Raw genomic sequence first — 20030 nt, forward strand, 5'->3', positions numbered from 1 at the left:
TCACCCATCCTCGACCCTGCGCCCGTGGGCCGCTGCCAGGCCCGCGGGCGGGACGGCCAGGTCTGCGTCCGTGGTCCGGGCTCGTGGCCGACCCCAGGCGACGGACAGCTCGATGGCACGCGACCAGCGTTCGAGCATCTCTGCCCGGCGGGCCGGCTCCATCGCGGGGCTCCACTCCGCGGCCCGGTGCCACTGCCGGCGCAGCACCTGCTGGTCCGACCAGTAGCCGGCCGCGAGCCCGGCTGCGTAGGCCGCACCGAGGGCGACCGTCTCGGCCATCATGGGCCGGACCACCGGCACGTCGAGCAGGTCCGCGACCGTCTGCATGAGCAGGTTGTTGCTCGTCATGCCGCCGTCGACGGCGACGCTGCGCAGCGCCAGCCCGGCGTCGCTGTTCATCGCGGCCAGCACCTCCTGGGTCTGCAGCGCGACGGCCTCGAGGACCGCGCGGGCGATGTGGCCCTTGGTGATGTAGGCGGTCAGGCCGGCGACGATGCCCTGGGCGCGGCTCTCCCAGTGCGGGGCGTAGAGGCCGGCGAAGGCCGGGACGACGAAGCAGCCCCCGTTGTCGTCGACGGAGGTCGCGAGCGTCTCGATCTCGGCCGGGGACCGGATGAGCCCCAGGCTCTCGCGGCACCACTCGACGAGGGCGCCGGCGATGGCGACCGACCCCTCGAGCGCGTAGACGGTCGGCTCTCCCTCGATCTGGTGCGCGACTGTCGTGACGAGGCCGTGCGAGGAGGCCACCGGCTGGGTCCCGGTGTTGAGCAGCAGGAAGGCGCCGGTGCCGAAGGTGCACTTGGCCTCGCCGGACTCGAAGGCCGTCTGCCCGAAGAGCGAGGCCTGCTGGTCGCCGATGACGGCGCGCACCGGTATGCCGGCGACGGGGTCCGTCGTGGTGCCGTGGTCTCCCAGCGTTGGCCGGATCTGCGGCAGCGCGGCGCGGGGCACGCGCATCACGGCCAGGAGCTCCGGATCCCACTGCAGTGTCTGAAGGTTCATCAGCATGGTGCGGCTGGCGTTGGTGACGTCGGTGGAGTGCACCCCGCCCCGGACACCGCCCGTGAGGTTCCACAGCAGCCAGGTGTCCATGGTGCCGAGGAGCAGCTCACCGGCCTCGGCGCGCCGGCGCAGGTCCTCGTCGCTCTCGAGCAGCCAGCGCAGCTTCGGGCCCGTGAAGTAGGTGGCGAGGGGCAGCCCGGTCCGCTCGTGGATCGAGGTGGCATCCATCTCGGCGGCGATCCGGGGGAGCAGCGGCCCGGTGCGGGTGTCCTGCCAGACGATGGCCGGGGTCACCGGCTCGCCCGTCAGCCGGTCCCACACCACGACCGTCTCACGCTGGTTCGTCAGGCCCAGGGACACGATCTGCGAGGCGTCGAGCCCTCCGTTGCGCAGTGCTTCGGGCAGCAGGCGCTGCACGATCCGCCAGATCTCGGCCGCGTCGTGCTCGACCCAGCCGGGCCGCGGGAAGTGCTGGGTGTGCTGCTGCTGGGCCAGGGCGACGAGCCGTCCGTGGTGGTCGAACACGAGGCACCGCGTGGAGGTCGTGCCCTGGTCGATGGCCGCGACGTAGCTCTCGCTCACGAGGTGCGCCCGTGCCCGAACTCGGCGGAGACGGCACGGGCGGCCCTCAGCACCTCGTCCTCGAGCGCGCGGTGGGGCCGGTGCCGGGAGTCGCAGAGGTCGTCCACGCTGCCGGTGATGCCGATGGAGGCCACGACGTAGCCGCCGCGGTCGCGGACGGGGGCGGCGATGCCGGCCAGGTCGGGCTCGCACTCCTCGACCGACACGGCCCGCCCGGCGTCACGGATGTCCGCGAGCTCGCGCAGGATGGCGGACCGCTCGGTGATGGTGCGGTAGGTGAGGCTCGGCAGCGGTCCGCCCAGCACGGTCCGCGCCGCGCCCGGGTCGAAGGCCAGGAGCACCTTGCCGAGGGCCGTCGCGTGGAGCGGGATCCGCCGGCCGGTCTCGAGCAGCTGGTGCTGCGAGCCGATCGCGAACACGTGGTGGGCGATCACGGCATCGCCGTCCCGGAACATCGCGACCCGGGCCGCGGCACCCGTTCGCGCCGCGAGGGCGTCGGTCCAGTTGAGGGCTCGGGCCCGCAGCTCGTTGGCGTCGAGGCGGGTCGACCCGATCTGGAGCAGGTCGCGCCCCACCCGGTAGAGACCCGCGTCGTCCTTCTCCACGAACCGGACGTCGCACAGGGTGCCCAGCAGCCCGTGCGCCGTCGTCTTCGCCAGGGACAGGGCGGCGGCGATCTGGGCCAGCCCGAGCGGCTCCTCCTCGGAGGCGAGCAGCTGGACGATGGCGGCCGCGCGCTCCACCGACTGCACCGGACCGGACATCTTTTCAGCCTAGGTCCGTCCGAGAGGTCCCGAAAGGGGCGCTCCGTTCGGCGATGCCGAACGGCGCCGGGTTCGACGATGGCGAACGCCGCGCGTTGTCCGGCCCTCGTGTCCTCCGTACGTTTCCGGCATTGCCCTCACGGTGGGCAATCAACCCGAACGGCAATCAGATTCGCTCCCACAGTTCCGACGACAAAGGAGTCGACATGGACGTTCCTCACAAGCGCACCCTTCCCGGGGAGCTGGTGGCAGAGTTCCTCGGCACCCTGGTCCTCATCCTCTTCGGGGTGGGGGTCGTGGCCCAGGTCGTCACCGGCAAGGGCCTCGGTGACCACGACTCGATCGCCTGGGCCTGGGGCCTCGGCGTGACCTTCGGCGTCTACGTCGCCGCACGCATCAGCGGCGCCCACCTCAACCCGGCCGTCACCCTCGCCCTCGCCGCCTTCAAGGGCTTCGAGTGGCGCAAGGTGGTCCCGTACGCGTTGGCCCAGACCGCCGGCGCCTTCGTCGCCGCGCTCGTCGTGCGCCTCGCCTACGCCGACGCCATCGCGAACGTCGACCCGGGGCACACCATCGCCACCCAGGGCATCTTCTCGACGCTGCCCGGCAACGGCTCGCTGCCCATCAGCATCGGCACCGCCTTCATCGACCAGGTCATCGGCACGGCGATCCTGCTCTTCCTCGTGCTGGCCGTGACCGACATGCGCAACAGTGCACCGGTGCAGTGGATGGCGCCGTTCATCATCGGCCTCATCGTCGTGGCGATCGGCATGGCGTGGGGCACCAACGCCGGCTACGCGATCAACCCGGCGCGCGACTTCGGTCCCCGGCTCGCCTCGTTCCTGACCGGCTACAGCACCGCCTTCCAGGACCAGAACGGGGCGCTCTACTTCTGGGTGCCGATCGTGGCCCCCTTCATCGGTGGCCTCCTGGGAGCCGGCGCCTACGTCTGGCTGCTCGAGCGGCACCTGCCCGAGGACGACGAGCCCAACGAGGTCGGCGAGGTGCCGTCCGGCGAACCGCACGTCCACCCGCAGCGCGCGACCGTCTCCTGACGGAGCCGCCGCCACGGGCGCCCGGCGCACGCGGCCCGCACCACGCATACGCCCACCGACCACACTCATACGAACACGAACACGAACACGCACGCCTGTACGCACGCCCAACGCACACCCACACTTACCTATGCAGGACCCAGCTCAAGGAGGAGTTGACATGGCTGACTACGTCGGCGCGGTGGACCAGGGGACCACGAGCACCCGCTTCATGATCTTCGACCACGGAGGCAACGAGGTGGCCCGGCACCAGCTGGAGCACCAGCAGATCATGCCCAAACCCGGCTGGGTCGAGCACAACCCCGTGGAGATCTGGGAGCGCACGAGCGCGGTCCTGCAGACGGTGATGAACAGCCAGGGCCTGTGCGCCGCCGACCTCGCGGCGCTCGGCATCACCAACCAGCGCGAGACGACCGTGGTCTGGAACAAGCGGACCGGCCGTCCCTTCTACAACGCGATCGTCTGGCAGGACACCCGCACCGACAAGATCGCCGCGGCGCTGGACAAGGACGAGCGTGGTCAGCTCATCCGCAAGCGCGCCGGGCTGCCGCCCGCCACGTACTTCTCCGGCGGCAAGATCCAGTGGATCCTCGAGAACGTGCCCGGGGTCAGGGAGGCGGCCGAGCGCGGCGACGCCCTCTTCGGCACGACCGACAGCTGGCTGCTGTGGAACCTCACCGGCGGCGTCGACGGCGGCGTCCACGTCACCGACGTGACGAACGCCAGCCGCACGATGCTCATGGACCTCGAGACCCTCGAGTGGGACGACGAGCTCCTCGCGATCTTCGGGGTGCCGCGCCAGATGCTGCCGGAGATCCGGCCGTCCTCGGACCCCGGCTTCTACGGCAAGACGCTGGCCCACGGGCCGCTCGGCGGGGAGGTGCCGCTGTCGGCCGCGCTCGGCGACCAGCAGGCGGCCATGGTGGGACAGGTCTGCCTGTCCGCCGGCGAGGCCAAGAACACCTACGGGACCGGCAACTTCCTGCTCCTCAACACCGGCGAGGAGCTGGTGCGCTCGGACAACGGCCTGCTGACGACCGTCTGCTACCAGTTCGGCGACGCCAAGCCTGTCTACGCCCTCGAGGGGTCGATCGCCGTCACCGGCTCGGCCGTGCAGTGGCTGCGCGACCAGCTCGGCATCATCCAGGGCGCCAGCCACAGCGAGTCGCTGGCCCGGCAGGTCCCCGACAACGGCGGCTGCTACTTCGTGCCCGCCTTCTCGGGCCTCTTCGCCCCGTACTGGCGCTCGGACGCGCGCGGCGCGATCGTCGGCCTGTCGCGCTACAACACCAACGCGCACATCGCCCGGGCGACCCTCGAGGCGATCTGCTACCAGAGCCGCGACGTCGCCGACGCGATGGAGAAGGACTCCGGCGTCAAGCTCGAGGTGCTCAAGGTCGACGGCGGCGTGACGGCCAACGACCTGTGCATGCAGATCCAGGCCGACGTCCTCGGCGTCTCCGTCAGCCGGCCGGTCGTGGCCGAGACGACCGCCCTCGGCGCCGCGTATGCCGCCGGGCTGGCCGTCGGCTTCTGGGAGACCCCCGAGGAGCTGCGCCAGAACTGGAACGAGAGCAAGCGGTGGGAGCCCTCGTGGACCGAGGAGCAGCGCGAGGAGGGCTACCGCGGGTGGCGCAAGGCCGTCGAGCGGACCCTCGGCTGGGTGGAGGTGTGAGCGTGCAGACCCACGCGACCGCGCTGAGCCGCGCCGGACGCGACGAGGCCCTGCGGCAGATGGCGTCCGAGGAGCTCGACGTCCTCGTCATCGGTGGCGGTGTCACCGGGGCGGGGGCCGCCCTCGACGCCGTCACCCGGGGCCTGCGCGTGGGCCTCGTCGAGGCGCGCGACTACGCGTCCGGCACGTCGTCGCGCAGCTCCAAGCTGGTCCACGGCGGCCTGCGCTACCTCGAGCAGCTCAACTTCTCGCTCGTGCGGGAGGCGCTGCGCGAGCGCTCGCTCATCCTGGGCACCCTCGCGCCGCACCTTGCCCGCCCCGTGCCGTTCCTCTACCCGCTCCAGCACCGCTTCTGGGAGCGCCCGTACGTCGGCAGCGGCGTCCTGCTCTACGACACCATGGGCGGGCGCCACGGCGTCCCGGGCCACCGGCACCTGACCAAGCGGCAGGCGCTGCGGGCGTTCCCGTCGCTGAAGAAGGACGCCCTGGTGGGGGCCGTCCAGTACTACGACGGCCAGGTCGACGACGCCCGCCACACGATGATGGTGGCGCGCACCGCCGCGCAGTACGGCGCGCTGTGCGCGACGAGCACGCGGGTGACCGGCTTCCTCCGCGAGGGCGACCGGGTGGTCGGGGCGCGGGTGCGCGACCTCGAGACGGGGGCCGAGCACGAGATCCGCGCCAAGCGCACCATCAACGCGGCCGGGGTGTGGACCGACGAGATCCAGGACATGGTCGGCGGCCGCGGGCAGTTCAACGTGCGGGCCTCCAAGGGTGTGCACATCCTCGTGCCGCGCGACCGGATCCAGGCCACGACCGGCATCATCAGCCGCACCGAGAAGAGCGTGCTGTTCATCATCCCGTGGGACACCCACTGGATCATCGGCACGACCGACACCGACTGGGACCTCGACCTCGCCCACCCGGCCGCCAGCCGGACCGACATCGACTACCTCCTCGGCCACGCCAACCGGCTGCTCCGCACGCCGCTGACGCACGACGACATCGTCGGGGTCTACGCCGGCCTGCGGCCGCTGCTCCAGGGCGAGTCGGAGGCCACGAGCAAGCTGTCGCGGGAGCACGCCGTGGCCAGCCCCGTGGCAGGCCTCGTCATGGTGGCGGGAGGCAAGTACACGACCTACCGCGTCATGGCCAGGGACGCCGTCGACGCCGCGGTCGAGTCGCTCCCGACGAAGGTGCCGCCGTCGTGCACCGAACGGGTGCCGCTCGTCGGGGCGGAGGGCTACAGCGCCGCCTGGAACCAGCGGCACGTGCGAGCCCAGCGCGCCGGCCTGCACGTCGCCTGGCTCGAGCACCTGCTGCACCGCTACGGCTCGCTCACCGAGGAGGTGCTCGCGCTGGTCGCGGACCAGCCCGACCTGGCCCAGCCGCTCGAGGGGGCGCCGACCTACCTGCGGGCCGAGATCGCCTACGCCGTGCTCGCCGAGGGGGCCTTGCACCTCGACGACATCCTGACCCGCCGGACGCGCATCTCGATCGAGACGCCCGACCGTGGCAGGGCGTGCGCGGCGCAGGTGGCCGAGCTCGTCGCGCCGCTGCTCGGCTGGGACGAGACGGTGACGGCCCGCGAGGTCGAGCACTACCACGCCCGGCTCGACGCGGAGCTGCAGTCGCAGGAGGAGCCGGACGACCGGACGGCCGACGCCGCCCGCCTCGGCGCCCCCGACGTCCGCAGCGACGGCCTGGTGACGCCCGGCGCCGCCTGACCCCTGTCGGCCGTGTGCCGTGTGCCGTATGCCGTGGGCTGCCGGCCCGCCTCCCCGCGGGCGGGCCGGTGGCCGGCGGCACGGCATACGGCAGCCGACACGGCAGACGGCGTCGGGCACACGGCGTCGGGCACGCGGCGGGGCGTGGGCGGCGGGCGCTGTGGGTGCGGCGACGTAGGCTGTCACCCATCATGAGCACGCTCTTCGACGACCTTCCCATTCCCGGTTTCGCGCACGGTCAGGGGGCGGCGTCGAGCCCGTCCAGCGGGTCTGCGGGCTCCGCCCGTGGTGGGGACGTCACCGAGCAGGGCGTGCCGACGTGGGCCCAGGCGGCGGCGCAGGGCGGCGTCGCGACCGCGGCCCAGGGCCGGGCCGACCTCGACCCGGCGGTGCTCCTCGAGGGGCTCAACCCGCAGCAGCGCGAGGCCGTCGTCCACGAGGGCACCCCCCTGCTCATCGTCGCCGGCGCCGGCTCGGGCAAGACCCGCGTGCTCACGCACCGCATCGCCTGGCTGCTCGGCGAGCGCGGCGCCCAGCCCGGGCAGATCCTCGCCATCACCTTCACCAACAAGGCCGCGGCGGAGATGCGCGAGCGGGTCGAGGCCCTCGTCGGGCCGCGCGCCCGCGCCATGTGGGTCATGACCTTCCACTCGGCGTGCGTGCGCATCCTGCGCCGCGAGGCCGCCAAGGTCGGCATGAAGTCGACCTTCTCCATCTACGACGCGGCTGACAGCCAGCGCCTGATGAGCCTCGTGCTGCGCGACCTCGACCTCGACCCCAAGCGCTACCCGCCGCGCAGCTTCTCCGCGCAGGTCAGCAACCTCAAGAACGAGCTCGTCGACGAGGAGACCTACGCCTCGCAGGTCACCGAGGGCAACCACTACGAGCGCACGGTCGCCGACGCGTACACCCAGTACCAGCGGCGCCTGCGCCAGGCCAACGCGCTCGACTTCGACGACATCATCATGATGACCGTCAACGTGCTGCAGGCCTTCCCCGACGTCGCCGAGTACTACCGTCGCCGGTTCCGCCACGTGCTCGTCGACGAGTACCAGGACACCAACCAGGCGCAGTACCAGCTCATCAAGGAGCTCGTCGGGGAGGTCAAGGGCCCCGAGGGTGCCTACGCCGTGCCGCCCGCCGAGCTGTGCGTCGTCGGCGACTCCGACCAGTCGATCTACGCCTTCCGCGGCGCGACCATCCGCAACATCCTCGAGTTCGAGCAGGACTACCCCGACGCCCGCACGATCCTGCTCGAGCAGAACTACCGCTCGACGCAGCGCATCCTGCGGGCGGCCAACTCGGTCATCGCCCGCAACGAGGGCCGCCGCGCCAAGAACCTCTGGACCGACTCCGGCGACGGCCCGATGATCACCGGCTACGTCGCCGACAACGAGCACGACGAGGCGGCCTTCGTCGGCAAGGAGATCGACGACCTCGCCAAGCACGGCGTCAAGCCGGGCGACGTCGCGGTGTTCTACCGCACCAACGCGCAGAGCCGGGCCATCGAGGAGGTGCTCGTGCGGGTCGGCCTGCCCTACAAGGTGGTCGGCGGCACGCGGTTCTACGAGCGGCGCGAGGTCAAGGACGCGCTCGCCTACCTCCGGGTCATCTCCAACCCCACCGACACCGTCAACCTGCGGCGCATCCTCAACACCCCCAAGCGCGGCATCGGCGACCGGGCCGAGGCGTGCGTCGCGGCGCTCGCCGAGCGCGAGCGCATCCCGTTCGTCGCGGCGCTCGGCCGGGCCGAGGACGCGCCGGGCATCGCCACGCGCTCGGTCGCGGCCATCAACGGCTTCACCGCCCTGCTCGAGAAGCTGCGCACCTCCTACGAGGCCGACGACAGCGTCGCGGCCCTGCTCGAGATGACGCTCGAGGAGAGCGGCTACCTCGCCGAGCTGCGCGCCAGCCACGACCCGCAGGACGAGACCCGCGTCGAGAACCTCGCCGAGCTCGTCGCCGTCGCTCAGGAGTACGACGACCGGCGCGCGACCGAGCTGGCCGAGTCCGGCGGCGAGCTGGCTCCCGGCGTCGAGCCCGAGGACGTCGGACCCGCGGGTGCTCTCGAGGAGTTCCTCGAGCAGGTCTCGCTCGTCGCCGACGCCGACGAGATCCCCGACGAGCCGGAGGCCAAGGCCCAGGGCGTCGTCACCCTCATGACGCTGCACACAGCGAAGGGCCTGGAGTTCCCCGTCGTGTTCCTCACCGGCATGGAGGACGGCACCTTCCCGCACATGCGCGCCCTCGGCGACCCCAAGGAGCTGGAGGAGGAGCGCCGCCTCGCCTACGTCGGCATCACCCGCGCGCGCGAGCGCCTCTACCTCTCCCGGGCGGCCGTGCGCTCGGCCTGGGGAGCCCCCCAGTACAACCCGCCCTCACGCTTCCTCGACGAGATCCCGGGTGACCTGCTCGACTGGCAGCGCCTCGGCCCGTCGTTCAGCGGCGCCCGTGGCTCCGACCGTCCGGCCGTCGCGACCCTCGCCGCCCGTCCGGGCGTGCGCAGCGCCGGCAAGCGCCCGGTCATCGCCCTGCAGTCCGGCGACCGGGTCAGCCACGACTCCTTCGGGCTCGGCACCGTCGTGCGCGTCGAGGGCGACGGCGACAAGGCGATGGCCCACGTCGACTTCGGCGCCGATACCGGCACCAAGCGCCTCCTGCTGCGCTACGCCCCGCTCGTCAAGCTCTGACCGCCCACTCCCGTGAGCGGCTGGTCCGACTCGAGGGAGCTCGTCGACGCACAGCACTGAGGCCCGTCCCGGAGCGGGGCGGGCCTCAGTCGTTCTGTCAGGGCGCCTCGGTCAGAGGTCGACGCCGTGGGCTGCGAGCCACGGCACGGGCGGGACGGCCGTGCCGCCCTCGGGGTGGATCTCGAGGTGGACGTGCGGTCCGGTCGAGTGGCCGGTGTCGCCGCTGTAGGCGACGACCTGGCCGGGGGTCACCTCGTCGCCGACCGACACGAGCAGGCGGCTGTTGTGCGCCATCCAGGAGACGGTGCCGTCCCAGTAGCGGATCTTGACGAAGTTGCCGTAGCCCTCGGTGGACCAGCCGGCGAAGACGACGGTGCCGCTGGACAGCGCGTGGACCGGGCTGCCGACCGGGCACGCGAGGTCCTGCGCCGGGTGCATCTTGCCCCAGCGGAACCCGAAGCCCGAGGTGAGGGAGTAGCCCGAGACGGGGGAGACCCAGCGGTGCGCGGCGGCCAGAGCCTGCTCGCGCTGCGCCTGGGCGGCAGCCGCCTTGGCCGCTGCGGCCTTGTCGGCGACGGCCTGTGCCTCGGTCGCCGTCTGGGTGGCGGTCTGCGTGGCGCCGACGATGACGGTTCGGGCGTCGCCGGCGAGGTCGCGCGACGACCGGCCCCCGGCCCGGCTGGCCGACGCCGCGGCCGCCAGGTCCGGGTCCCCGGAGATGCCACCGGCGACGGGGTCCGACACGTTCTTCATCGCAGCCGCCTCGGGGCTCGACTCGCTGGCGCCCGCGTCGTGGATGACGAGACCGGCGGCGACGGTCGAGGAGAGCAACGCGACGGGGACGACGATCTGCCGTCCCCGCGAGGGTCGTGCGGCCGGCCGGTGACGGCCGACGTAGCTGGTTTTGGGCACGGAAGAACTTACCTATCGGTCACAGGGGGCGAACCGCGAGCGTACCGTGACCGTTTCGTTATCAGAAAACGGGGCGTGCTCCGGGCGTTTCCTGCCGCGTGGAGGGGCGCGACTGCGCTCGACCCTAGGCCATCGCGTCGGCGGAACCAAGACTTCCGGCGGGTGAATTGCCCGACTTCGCCCGATGGGCGCCCCGCCGGCTCGGCAGCGTGCTGACCCCGGGCGTGACGGTGGCGCCGGAGGTGTCGAGGTGCGCCAGGGCCGTCGAGATGCCGTGCACGACGGTGTTGGTGATGGGCAGGCTCATGTGCCCCACGCCGTGGAGCACGACGTTGTGGACGTCGAGGTCCGGATGGTGCAGGGCGGCGTTGCGCTGCGGCACGACGACCTGGTCGAGGTCGGAGGAGTAGACGAGGAACCGGGTCTGGCAGTCCTTGACCGGAGCGGCCAGCTCACGCATGAGGCCGCTGCCCGGCCGCAGCTGGCGGGTCAGGCCGTTGTCCCACAGGTAGGCGAAGTAGCTGCCCTGGTGCGGCGTGCCGAGCGTGACGAGCGTGTGGACGTGCTGGTCGCCGCCGAGCCGGGTCACGTAGTAGCGCGCGATGAGGCCGCCCATCGAGTGGCCGATGACGTGGATGCGCTCGTAGCCGGTCTCCTCGACGATGCGCTCCACCTCGGCCCCGAGGTCGGCCGCTGCGGCACGGATGTCGCCGGTGAAGATGGAGTAGTTGATCGTCTCGATCCGCCCGAAGCCCCGTCGCACGAGGCCGCGTCGCAGGACCGTGAAGATGGACCGGTTGTCGACCATGCCGTGCACGAGCAGGATCGGCGTCTCTGCGGCCTCGACGTTCCGGATGGCCAGGCCGCGCTGGCTCGGCGGCAGGTGCCCGAGGCGGTAGCCCTGCCGGCGGTGGATGGACCGGTTGCCGAGCAGCCCGAGCGGATAGAGCCCGAGGTGCAGCCCCATCCACGTCGCCTCGAGCGCAGCGCCCGCCAGCCCGGTGGGCGTCAACAACGCGCCGGCGACCTCGCCGACTGCAGCGGCGAACCCCCGGGGGCCCTCGCCGCGAACCCTGGGGGTGCCGGTCTGCCGCGGCGTCCTCGCCGCGCATGCTGCCAATGCCACCTCCTGACCGTACCCCCGCGGGTGGGCGATGCATCACTATCTGCCGCCGCGTCTCAGCGGGCTGGCTAGAGTGCCCGACATGAGCGAGTCGCCCGGCGCCGAGGCCGCCCCCGTGAACGCAGACGAGACCGCCGTGGGTGGCCCGGGCGCGGTGTCGACCGACGTCATCCGCGTGGTCGTGGCCAAGCCGGGTCTCGACGGGCACGACCGCGGGGCCAAGGTCGTGGCCCGGGCGCTGCGCGACGCCGGCATGGAGGTCATCTACACGGGCCTGCACCAGACGCCGGAGCAGATCGTCGAGGCCGCCATCCAGGAGGACGCCGACGTCGTCGGGCTCTCCGTGCTGTCCGGCGCGCACATGACGCTCTTCGCGCGCGTCGTCGAGCTGCTCGCCGAGCGCGACGCCAGCGACATCGTCGTCTTCGGCGGCGGCATCATCCCCGAGGACGACATCCCCGAGCTCGAGAAGCTCGGCGTCGCCAAGGTCTTCACCCCCGGTGCGACGACGATGGAGATCGTCGGCTGGGTCCGGGAGCACGTCCACCCCGCCTGACCCGGCCAGCGGCCACGCGTCCAAGCGGCCACGCGTCCAAAGCGTCCACGCGGCTTCCCGACCCGTACGCGTGGGGTGCGGGTCCGAGCCCGCAACCCTGCGTACCGGCCAGTTCGTGGACACCCGGTGTGATCTTCGCCCGGTCGGGCCGACCCGATGCGGGCGCCGGCGACGCCAGCCACTAGAGTCCGGGAGACAGCCTGATTCGGTTGCGCCACGGTGCAGGGCCCGTCCGAGCGCGAGCACGGGGACCCGGGACGCCGCAGCGACGCGATCGACGACGATTCGAATCGACGACGAGGACGGACCCCACCCGTGGATCTCTTCGAGTACCAAGCCCGCGACATGTTCGAGAAGCACGGCGTACCCGTGCTGGCCGGCGCCATCGCCACCACCCCCGAGGAGGCCCGCGCGGCCGCCGAGCAGATCGGCCCGAAGTCGGGCGGTGTCACGGTCGTCAAGGCGCAGGTCAAGACCGGTGGGCGCGGCAAGGCCGGCGGCGTCAAGGTCGCCAAGAGCGCCGACGAGGCCCAGGAGCACGCGCAGCAGATCCTCGGCATGGACATCAAGGGCCACACCGTGGGCACCGTGATGGTCGCCCAGGGCGCCCGCATCGCCGAGGAGTACTACTTCTCGATCCTGCTCGACCGGGCCAACCGCTCCTACCTCGCCATGTGCTCCAAGGAGGGCGGCATGGAGATCGAGCAGCTCGCCGTCGAGCGCCCCGAGGCCCTGGCCCGCATCGCCGTCGACCCCAACACGGGCATCGACGAGGCCAAGGCGCAGGAGATCGTCGAGGCGGCCGGCTTCGACGACGCCGACAAGGCGGCCATCGCCGACGTGATCCAGAAGCTGTGGACCGTCTACCGCGAGGAGGACGCCACGCTCGTCGAGGTCAACCCGCTCGTCAAGACCGAGGACGGCGACATCGTCGCGCTCGACGGCAAGGTCAGCCTCGACACCAACGCGGACTTCCGCCACCCGGACCACGCGGCCCTGGAGGACAAGGCGCACGCCGACCCGCTCGAGGCCGCCGCCAAGGAGAAGGACCTCAACTACGTCAAGCTCGACGGCTCCGTCGGGATCATCGGCAACGGCGCCGGCCTCGTCATGAGCACGCTCGACGTCGTCGCGTACGCCGGCGAGCAGTTCGGCGGCCAGAAGCCGGCCAACTTCCTCGACATCGGCGGCGGCGCCAGCGCCGAGGTCATGGCCAACGGCCTGCACATCATCCTGTCGGACCCGCAGGTCAGGAGCGTCTTCGTCAACGTCTTCGGCGGCATCACCTCCTGCGACGCGGTCGCCAACGGCATCGTCGGTGCCCTCGACGCGCTCGGTGACGAGGAGGACCGCCCGCTGGTCGTGCGCCTCGACGGCAACAACGTCGAGGAGGGCCGCCGCATCCTCCAGGAGCGCAACCACCCCCTGGTGACGATCGAGCCGACGATGGACGGCGCCGCGCGCCGCGCCGCCGAGCTCGCCGCCCGGCCCGCCAACTGACCACCGAGCCTCCAGAAGAGAGAACGACGAACATGGCTATCTTCCTCAACGCCGACTCGAAGGTCATCGTCCAGGGCATGACCGGGTCCGAGGGCATGAAGCACACCCAGCGCATGCTGAAGTCCGGCACGGACATCGTCGGCGGCGTCAACCCGCGCAAGGCCGGCACGACCGTCGACTTCGAGGGCGGCGTCTCCGTCCCCGTCTACGGCTCCGTCAAGGAGGCCGTCGAGGCCACCGGCGCCAACGTGTCGGTGATCTTCGTGCCCGCCCAGTTCACCAAGGCCGCCGCGGTCGAGGCGATCGATGCCGAGATCCCGCTCGCCGTCGTCATCACCGAGGGCGTCGCGGTCAAGGACACCGCCGAGTTCTACAACTACGCCAAGGACAAGGGCACGACGCGCATCGTCGGCCCGAACTGCCCCGGCCTCATCACGCCCGGCGTCTCCAACGCCGGCATCATCCCGGCCGACATCTCGGGCACGGGCCGCATCGGCCTGGTGTCCAAGTCGGGCACGCTGACCTACCAGATGATGTACGAACTGCGGGACTTCGGCTTCAGCTCGGCCGTCGGCATCGGCGGCGACCCGATCATCGGCACGACGCACATCGACTGCCTCGAGGCGTTCCAGAACGACCCCGACACCGACGCGATCGTCATGATCGGCGAGATCGGCGGCGACGCCGAGGAGCGCGCTGCCGCCTACATCAAGGAGCACGTGACGAAGCCGGTCGTCGGCTACGTCGCCGGCTTCACCGCCCCCGAGGGCAAGACGATGGGCCACGCCGGCGCCATCGTCTCGGGCTCCTCGGGCACGGCCCAGGCCAAGAAGGAGGCCCTCGAGGCCGCCGGCGTCAAGGTCGGCAAGACGCCCTCCGAGACCGCCGAGCTCATGCGCGAGATCATGCAGGGCCTCGCGAAGTAGCCTCTGGCACAAGCACACACGAGTGGGCGGTCACCTCCGGGTGACCGCCCACTCGTGCTTGAAGTGCGCCGCGGCGCGGTTTCTGTTGCGTTCGAGGGTCGGGCCCGGCTTGAACTGCGCCGCGGCGCGGTTCCCGGTCACCGCCGGGTGACCGGCCGATCGGGTCTTCAGCAGGCCATCAGGCCGATGACGAAGCCCCGCGCGCGCAACCGGGGGATCAGCAGGTCGAGGGCCGCGACCGTCTGGGAACGGTCCCCGCCGCCGTCGTGCAGGAGGATCCGCGAGCCGTCGCGGACGTAGTAGAGCACGCGGTTGACGATGGTCCACGTGCCGGGTCGAGCCCAGTCGCTGGGGTCGACCGTCCACAGGATGTGGCGTTGACCGCGGGCCGCGATGATGGCCTGGATCCGGTAGCTGGTGGCTCCGTAGGGCGGCCGGACGCAGCGCGGCCGGTAGCCGAGGGCCGACTCCATGCGGTCGAGCTGCCAGTTCACCCAGTAGTCGGACAGGCTCGTCAGGTACGGGTGGCTCCAGGTGTGGTTGCCGATGAGGTTGCCGTAGTAGCGCAGGTTCCGGGTGATCCACGGGTACCAGGTGATGTTCTGGCCCACCTCGAAGAAGACAGCCCGGACCCCGTACTTGCGCAGCACGGACAGGATCTGCGGCGTGTAGGTGTAGCTCGGTCCGTCGTCGAAGGTGAGGTAGACGGTGCCGGCGTAGGCGACCGGGACGGCCGCGACGGTCTGGGGTGCCGTGGCGACCGGGCCGGTAGGGTGCGTCGGGGACGTCGTGGTGAGGTTCGCCGGGTTCGGTACGGCGAGGCCTGCGATGAGCGTCAGTGCGATGAGCAGGGGCGTCAGCAGGAGAAGGCGTTTGCTGTTCATGGTCGTTCATCCCCTTACGTTCATTGTCGACCCGGTTTCCTCCGGCTGTCTGGAATCGCGTGATCCGTCGGTCACACTGTGCGGGGCAATCCGGGCGAGCGGGGTCCCACCGGCGTGGGTGCTCGCTGCGGGGCGGGGATCTTGTGACCATGGGGGCACCGGCCCGACCCGCGCACGCCGCACCCGGGCACCCGACGCGCAGGAGTGAGACCACTGGCCCCGCCGAGCACGACCACGACGCCGCCCGCGAAGTCCGCGACGGCGACGACGAGCCCGTCCACCGCCGTCCCGGCAGCGCTGCGCGCGGGTGCGCTGGCCGCGGTCGGCACCTGGGTGGTCGTCGTGCTCCCGGCGCTCGTCGGCTGGCTGGCGGCACCCGAGACGACGGTCGGCTGGTTCTCCGCGGTGTCGCTCGCGAGCGCCGTGTGGTTCCTCGGGCACGGCCAGTCGGTCGGGGCTGGTGGCGTGGCGATTTCGGTGACGCCGCTGCTGCTGCTGGCCGTCTTCGTCCACATCGCCTACCGCTTCGCGCGGCGCCTGGCCGCGACCGAGCGGCACCGGGTCGGCGGCACCGACTGGAGCCGGGTCGCCCAGTGGGGTGTGGTCCCGGGCTTCGTCGTGGGCTACGGGCTGGTCTCTGCTCTCTTCGCCCTCCTCACGCTCGGCGGGCCGGCCACACCGGGCGTCGCCGCCGTGCTCGGCTCGCTGCTCGTGCCCGTCGCCGCGCTCGGCTTCGTCATGCTGCGTCCCGACGACGAGGAGGCGCCGGCGTTCGTGCGCACGTGGTTCCGCCGCGGCCCGACGTGGCTGCCCTCGGTCTGGCGCACGGGATGGCGCGCGGCCGGGTTGCTGCTCGGCCTCGGGCTCCTCGTCGCGGTCGTGCGGCTTGCCGTCTCGTGGTCGGCGGTCGCCGACATCCAGGACCAGTACGGGTCCAACCTCGGCGCCGTGGTCGTCATCTCCCTCGCGCAGCTCGCCCTCCTCGGCAACGGCGCGACGTGGGCCCTGTCGTTCCTGGCGGGCCCCGGTTTCCAGGTCGCCCTCGGCTCCACCATCTCGCCGGCGGGCGCGCACCCGGGCCTGCTGCCGCTCGTCCCCGTGTTCGGCGCGCTCCCGCAGGCGGCGGACTATCCCGCGATGACGTATGCCGTCCTGCTGGCTCCCGTGGCCCTCGGCGCGTGGGTGGGCCGTCGGGTCGACACCGAGCTCGAGTTCTTCGGTGACGTGCGTGCCCGCCTGCTGGCCACCGGGGTCGCGGCCGTCGTCGCCGTGGCGGTCGTCGTGGCCGTGACCGCCCTGGGCAGGGGTGCGGTCGGGGTCGACCGGCTCTCGTCCGTCGGACCGCACCTCTGGTCGTTCGCCGCTGCGCTGACGGCCGAGGTCGTCGCCGGCGCGCTGCTCTACGTCGGTGCGCTCATCCTGCTCGAGCGCCGCCGCGAGCGGTCGACGCAGGAGCCGGATGCTGGCCCAGGCGCCGGCGCCACGGCGGACGCGGACTGAGCCGAACGCATACGGCTACCGGGCAAGGGCGCTGCTGTGCCGGGTGACGGTCAGCGCACGAGCAGGCCGAGCAGGCTGGCGTTGCGCTGCTGCTCGCACTCACCCTGGGCGAGGTTGGTCTGGGCCTGGTCGAGGCACTGCTCGTAGGCGCTGACCTTGTCGTAGAAGGCCACCTGCATGGTCAGCGTCGACAGCAGCAGCCCCACCATCGCCAGCGTCAGGGCGGGCCACACCTTCTCGCGGCTGCTGCTCGGCGACAGGAACCGGAGCAACCGGACGGTCAGCACGACCGCGAGCACGAGCGGGAGGAAGGCGACGAACCGCTTGGGCAGCGGCAGGTACATCGCGACCAGGCCCAGGAGCACGAGCAGCGACACCGGGAGGGTGCGCTTGGCCTTCTCGCGCCGGAACGCGAGGTCCTGCTCGGGGCGCGGATCGGTCATGCGCTCCATCCTCACCCATCCCGGGCCGCGGCACGGCATCGGGAGGTGCTTGAGGCGGCGGATACACTCCGGCGCGTGACGACCGACGCACCCGCCAGCACGTCCGAGCCGCATCCCCGCGGTGCCGTCCGGCGCGACGCCCGGCCCGACGTCCGACCTGACCCGGTGCCGGTCGTCGTACTCGTCTCCGGCTCCGGCACGCTGCTGCAGGCGCTGATCGACGCGGCGGCCGAGCCGGCCTACGGCGTGCGGATCGCGGCGGTCGGCGCCGACCGGGACTGCGTGGGGCTCGAGCGGGCCGCAGCGGCCGGGGTGGAGACTTTCGTCGTGGCGCCGCGGGAGTACGCCGACCGCACGGCCTGGGACCTCGCGCTCGCCGAGCGCGTGGCGGGCGCCGCCCCCCGGTTCGTCGTGACCGCCGGCTTCATGCGGATCCTCGGCCCGGCGACGCTGGGCCTGGTGCCCGTGGTCAACACGCACCCGGCCCTGCTGCCGAGCTTCCCCGGCGCCCACGGCGTCCGCGACGCGCTCGCCTACGGCGTCAAGGTGACCGGCACGACGTGCCACGTCGTCGACGCGGGCGTCGACACCGGGCCGATCATCGAGCAGCGCGTCGTCGCCGTCGAGGACGACGACACCGAGGAGAGCCTGCACGAGCGGATCAAGGTGCAGGAGCGCGAGCTGCTCGTCGACGTCGTGCACCGGCTGGCCCGGGAGGGCTTCGCCGTCGACGGGCGACGAGTTCGGATCGGGAAGCGCTGACCGCTACGCTGGTCGCACACGACTGGCGCGGGTGGGACACCACCGGGGAGTGACGTCGGGAGCATCGACCGCCTGGGTGCCTCGCGAGAACGGATGCCGTCGGGTCTGCCGACCTGCACGACCCGGGCACCGCGACCGATGTCACCGAACCAGGAGTGCACCGAATGACTGCCGTCCCGTCCGCAGCCGCGTCCACCGCCGCCTCTGCCGGCTCCTCCGGCTCGTCCGAGTCCGACGGCCGCCGCCCGATCAAGCGGGCCCTCGTCTCCGTCTACGACAAGACCGGCCTCGACGAGCTGGCCCGGGCGCTCGATGCGGCCGGTGTCGCCATCGTCTCCACCGGCTCCACGGCGAAGACCATCGCGGCCGCTGGCGTTCCCGTGACGCAGGTCGAGGAGCTGACTGGCTTCCCCGAGTGCCTCGACGGCCGGGTCAAGACGCTGCACCCGAAGGTGCACGCCGGCATCCTCGCCGACACCCGCAACCCGGACCACGTGCAGCAGCTCGCCGACCTGGGCGTCGAGCCGTTCGACCTCGTCGTCGTCAACCTCTACCCCTTCCGCGAGACCGTCGCCTCGGGCGCCAGCGAGGACGAGTGCGTCGAGCAGATCGACATCGGCGGCCCGTCGATGGTGCGGGCCTCCGCCAAGAACCACGCGAGCGTCGCCATCGTGACGAGCCCGGCGGCATACGACCACGTGGCGCAGGCGGTCGCGGTCGGTGGCTTCACCCTGGCCGAGCGCCGGCGTCTCGCCGCCGAGGCGTTCGTGCACACCGCGAGCTACGACAACGCGGTCGCGAACTGGATGGGCACCGTCGTCGCCGACACGACCGACGGCACGGGCTTCCCGGCCTGGACCGGCGCGACCTTCGAGCGGGCCGCGGTGCTGCGCTACGGCGAGAACCCGCACCAGGGCGCCGCGCTATACCGCCACTGGCGCCCGGGCGTCGCGTCGGCCGAGCAGCTGCACGGCAAGGAGATGTCGTACAACAACTACGTCGACACCGACGCCGCTGTGCGAGCCGCGCACGACCACGGCGACCGGCCGACCGTCGCGATCATCAAGCACGCCAACCCGTGCGGCATCGCCGTCGGCGCCACGATCGAGGAGGCCTACGAGAAGGCCCACGCGACCGACCCGGTCAGCGCCTACGGCGGCATCATCGCGGCGAACCGCACGGTGACCGCGGCCATGGCAGCGGCGGCCAAGCCGGTCTTCACCGAGGTCATCATCGCGCCCGACTACGAGCCCGAGGCGCTCGAGATCCTCACCGCCAAGAAGAACCTGCGGGTCCTGCGCCTGCCGGCCGGCATGGCCGAGGCCGCCGACCCGATCGAGACGCGACCCGTCAGCGGCGGGCTGCTCGTGCAGACCGTCGACAAGGTCGACGCCGTCGTGCGCGGCGAGGGGGGCGAGGTGACCGGAGGCGACGACGCGGCCGACTGGCGGCTCGTGGCCGGTGAGGCCGCCGACGAGGCGACGATCGCCGACCTGCAGTTCGCCTGGCGCGCCATCCGCGCGGTGAAGTCCAACGCGATCCTGCTCGCCAAGGACGGCGCGGCCGTCGGTGTCGGCATGGGCCAGGTCAACCGGGTCGACTCCTGCTACCTCGCGGTGCGTCGGGCGGCGGAGGACCGGGCCCGCGGCTCCGTGGCGGCGTCCGACGCGTTCTTCCCGTTCGCCGACGGCCTGCAGATCCTGCTCGACGCGGGCGTGCGTGCCGTCGTCGCCCCCGGTGGGTCCATCCGCGACGACGAGGTCATCGAGGCGGCCAGGGCCGCCGGAGTGACGATGTACTTCACCGGGACGCGCCACTTCTTCCACTGACACCGTCGAGAGGCCACGTCTGGCCGCCCCCACACCGTCGAGAGGCCACGTCTGGCCGCCCCCACACCGTCGAGAGGCCACGTCTGGCCGCCCCCACACC

At 72.1% G+C, this 20030-nt stretch carries 16 protein-coding genes and 1 riboswitch; of the genes, 10 read left to right on the forward strand and 6 right to left on the reverse strand.

Features of this window, described 5'->3' with window-relative positions:
- Both glpK (ABD241_RS00890) and ABD241_RS00895 read right to left on the reverse strand, forming a co-directional pair.
- A complete protein-coding gene (gene glpK, locus ABD241_RS00890) occupies positions 1-1584 on the reverse strand; it encodes a glycerol kinase GlpK (protein ID WP_344057478.1) in 1584 nt (527 codons plus the stop codon).
- Positions 1581-2348: an IclR family transcriptional regulator gene (locus tag ABD241_RS00895; protein WP_344057480.1), complete on the reverse strand. Its 768-nt coding sequence runs from the start codon at positions 2346-2348 to the stop codon at positions 1581-1583. Before ABD241_RS00895 ends, glpK (ABD241_RS00890) begins: the two co-directional genes overlap by 4 nt.
- Positions 2349-2554: 206 nt before the next feature.
- On the opposite strand from ABD241_RS00895, the gene ABD241_RS00900 reads away from it, so the two are divergent.
- From ABD241_RS00900 to pcrA, 4 genes are all read left to right on the forward strand, one after another.
- Positions 2555-3403, forward strand: a complete 849-nt coding sequence (locus tag ABD241_RS00900; RefSeq protein WP_344057482.1) for an MIP/aquaporin family protein — start codon at positions 2555-2557, stop codon at positions 3401-3403.
- Positions 3404-3563: 160 nt separating this feature from the next.
- Entirely contained in the window at positions 3564-5078 is a 1515-nt protein-coding gene (gene glpK / locus ABD241_RS00905) for a glycerol kinase GlpK (protein ID WP_344057484.1), read from the forward strand.
- A 59-nt stretch (positions 5079-5137) separates the two neighbouring features.
- On the forward strand, positions 5138-6805 hold the full coding sequence (gene glpD, locus ABD241_RS00910) for a glycerol-3-phosphate dehydrogenase (protein ID WP_425580644.1): 1668 nt from the start codon (positions 5138-5140) through the stop codon (positions 6803-6805).
- A gap of 191 nt (positions 6806-6996) precedes the next feature.
- Positions 6997-9495 carry a DNA helicase PcrA gene (gene pcrA, locus ABD241_RS00915; RefSeq protein ID WP_344057486.1) on the forward strand — a complete coding sequence of 833 codons (2499 nt, stop codon included), beginning with the start codon at positions 6997-6999 and terminating at the stop codon, positions 9493-9495.
- A gap of 111 nt (positions 9496-9606) precedes the next feature.
- On the opposite strand, the gene ABD241_RS00920 is transcribed toward pcrA, so the two are convergent.
- Positions 9607-10407, reverse strand: coding sequence for a M23 family metallopeptidase (locus ABD241_RS00920; RefSeq protein WP_344057488.1), 801 nt, complete (start codon positions 10405-10407; stop codon positions 9607-9609).
- Between the two features lie 124 nt (positions 10408-10531).
- Entirely contained in the window at positions 10532-11533 is a 1002-nt protein-coding gene (locus ABD241_RS00925; protein WP_344057490.1) for an esterase/lipase family protein, read from the reverse strand.
- A 79-nt stretch (positions 11534-11612) separates the two neighbouring features.
- On the opposite strand from ABD241_RS00925, the gene ABD241_RS00930 reads away from it, so the two are divergent.
- From ABD241_RS00930 to sucD, 3 genes are all read left to right on the forward strand, one after another.
- On the forward strand, positions 11613-12086 hold the full coding sequence (locus ABD241_RS00930) for a cobalamin B12-binding domain-containing protein (RefSeq protein WP_344057492.1): 474 nt from the start codon (positions 11613-11615) through the stop codon (positions 12084-12086).
- 315 nt (positions 12087-12401) lie between these two features.
- Positions 12402-13586, forward strand: a complete 1185-nt coding sequence (gene sucC, locus ABD241_RS00935) for an ADP-forming succinate--CoA ligase subunit beta (protein WP_344057494.1) — start codon at positions 12402-12404, stop codon at positions 13584-13586.
- A gap of 32 nt (positions 13587-13618) precedes the next feature.
- Complete coding sequence (sucD, locus tag ABD241_RS00940; protein WP_344057496.1) at positions 13619-14512, forward strand: succinate--CoA ligase subunit alpha; 894 nt, start codon at positions 13619-13621, stop codon at positions 14510-14512.
- A gap of 167 nt (positions 14513-14679) precedes the next feature.
- On the opposite strand, the gene ABD241_RS00945 is transcribed toward sucD, so the two are convergent.
- Positions 14680-15396, reverse strand: a complete 717-nt coding sequence (locus tag ABD241_RS00945; RefSeq protein WP_344057498.1) for a polysaccharide deacetylase family protein — start codon at positions 15394-15396, stop codon at positions 14680-14682.
- A 204-nt stretch (positions 15397-15600) separates the two neighbouring features.
- On the opposite strand from ABD241_RS00945, the gene ABD241_RS00950 reads away from it, so the two are divergent.
- Positions 15601-16896 carry a cell division protein PerM gene (locus ABD241_RS00950; RefSeq protein WP_344057500.1) on the forward strand — a complete coding sequence of 432 codons (1296 nt, stop codon included), beginning with the start codon at positions 15601-15603 and terminating at the stop codon, positions 16894-16896.
- Positions 16897-16946: 50 nt separating this feature from the next.
- Here ABD241_RS00950 and ABD241_RS00955 read toward each other — a convergent pair whose 3' ends face one another.
- The gene (locus ABD241_RS00955) at positions 16947-17339 is read right to left on the reverse strand and encodes a hypothetical protein (RefSeq protein WP_344057502.1); all 393 of its coding nucleotides are present in this window, start codon (positions 17337-17339) and stop codon (positions 16947-16949) included.
- A gap of 165 nt (positions 17340-17504) precedes the next feature.
- Between ABD241_RS00955 and purN the strand changes: the two genes are divergently transcribed.
- Positions 17505-18101, forward strand: a complete 597-nt coding sequence (gene purN / locus ABD241_RS00960; protein WP_344057654.1) for a phosphoribosylglycinamide formyltransferase — start codon at positions 17505-17507, stop codon at positions 18099-18101.
- A gap of 8 nt (positions 18102-18109) precedes the next feature.
- Positions 18110-18186, forward strand: a riboswitch (ZMP/ZTP riboswitch).
- A gap of 79 nt (positions 18187-18265) precedes the next feature.
- Complete coding sequence (purH, locus tag ABD241_RS00965; protein ID WP_344057504.1) at positions 18266-19930, forward strand: bifunctional phosphoribosylaminoimidazolecarboxamide formyltransferase/IMP cyclohydrolase; 1665 nt, start codon at positions 18266-18268, stop codon at positions 19928-19930.
- Positions 19931-20030: the final 100 nt, after the last annotated feature.

The organism is Terrabacter lapilli (genome assembly GCF_039531305.1).
Taxonomy (GTDB): Bacteria; Actinomycetota; Actinomycetes; order Actinomycetales; family Dermatophilaceae; genus Terrabacter; species Terrabacter lapilli.

Excerpts from the sequence above, each read along its gene's own strand:
- ABD241_RS00895 (WP_344057480.1), bottom strand. The coding sequence starts at position 2,348 with ATGTCCGGTCCGGTGCAGTCGGTGGAGCGCGCGGCCGCCATCGTCCAG.
- pcrA (WP_344057486.1), top strand. The coding sequence starts at position 6,997 with ATGAGCACGCTCTTCGACGACCTTCCCATTCCCGGTTTCGCGCACGGT.
- ABD241_RS00930 (WP_344057492.1), top strand. The coding sequence starts at position 11,613 with ATGAGCGAGTCGCCCGGCGCCGAGGCCGCCCCCGTGAACGCAGACGAG.
- glpD (WP_425580644.1), top strand. The coding sequence starts at position 5,138 with ATGGCGTCCGAGGAGCTCGACGTCCTCGTCATCGGTGGCGGTGTCACC.
- purH (WP_344057504.1), top strand. The coding sequence starts at position 18,266 with ATGACTGCCGTCCCGTCCGCAGCCGCGTCCACCGCCGCCTCTGCCGGC.
- ABD241_RS00955 (WP_344057502.1), bottom strand. The coding sequence starts at position 17,339 with ATGACCGATCCGCGCCCCGAGCAGGACCTCGCGTTCCGGCGCGAGAAG.
- sucD (WP_344057496.1), top strand. The coding sequence starts at position 13,619 with ATGGCTATCTTCCTCAACGCCGACTCGAAGGTCATCGTCCAGGGCATG.
- glpK (WP_344057484.1), top strand. The coding sequence starts at position 3,564 with ATGGCTGACTACGTCGGCGCGGTGGACCAGGGGACCACGAGCACCCGC.
- ABD241_RS00945 (WP_344057498.1), bottom strand. The coding sequence starts at position 15,396 with ATGAACAGCAAACGCCTTCTCCTGCTGACGCCCCTGCTCATCGCACTG.
- ABD241_RS00900 (WP_344057482.1), top strand. The coding sequence starts at position 2,555 with ATGGACGTTCCTCACAAGCGCACCCTTCCCGGGGAGCTGGTGGCAGAG.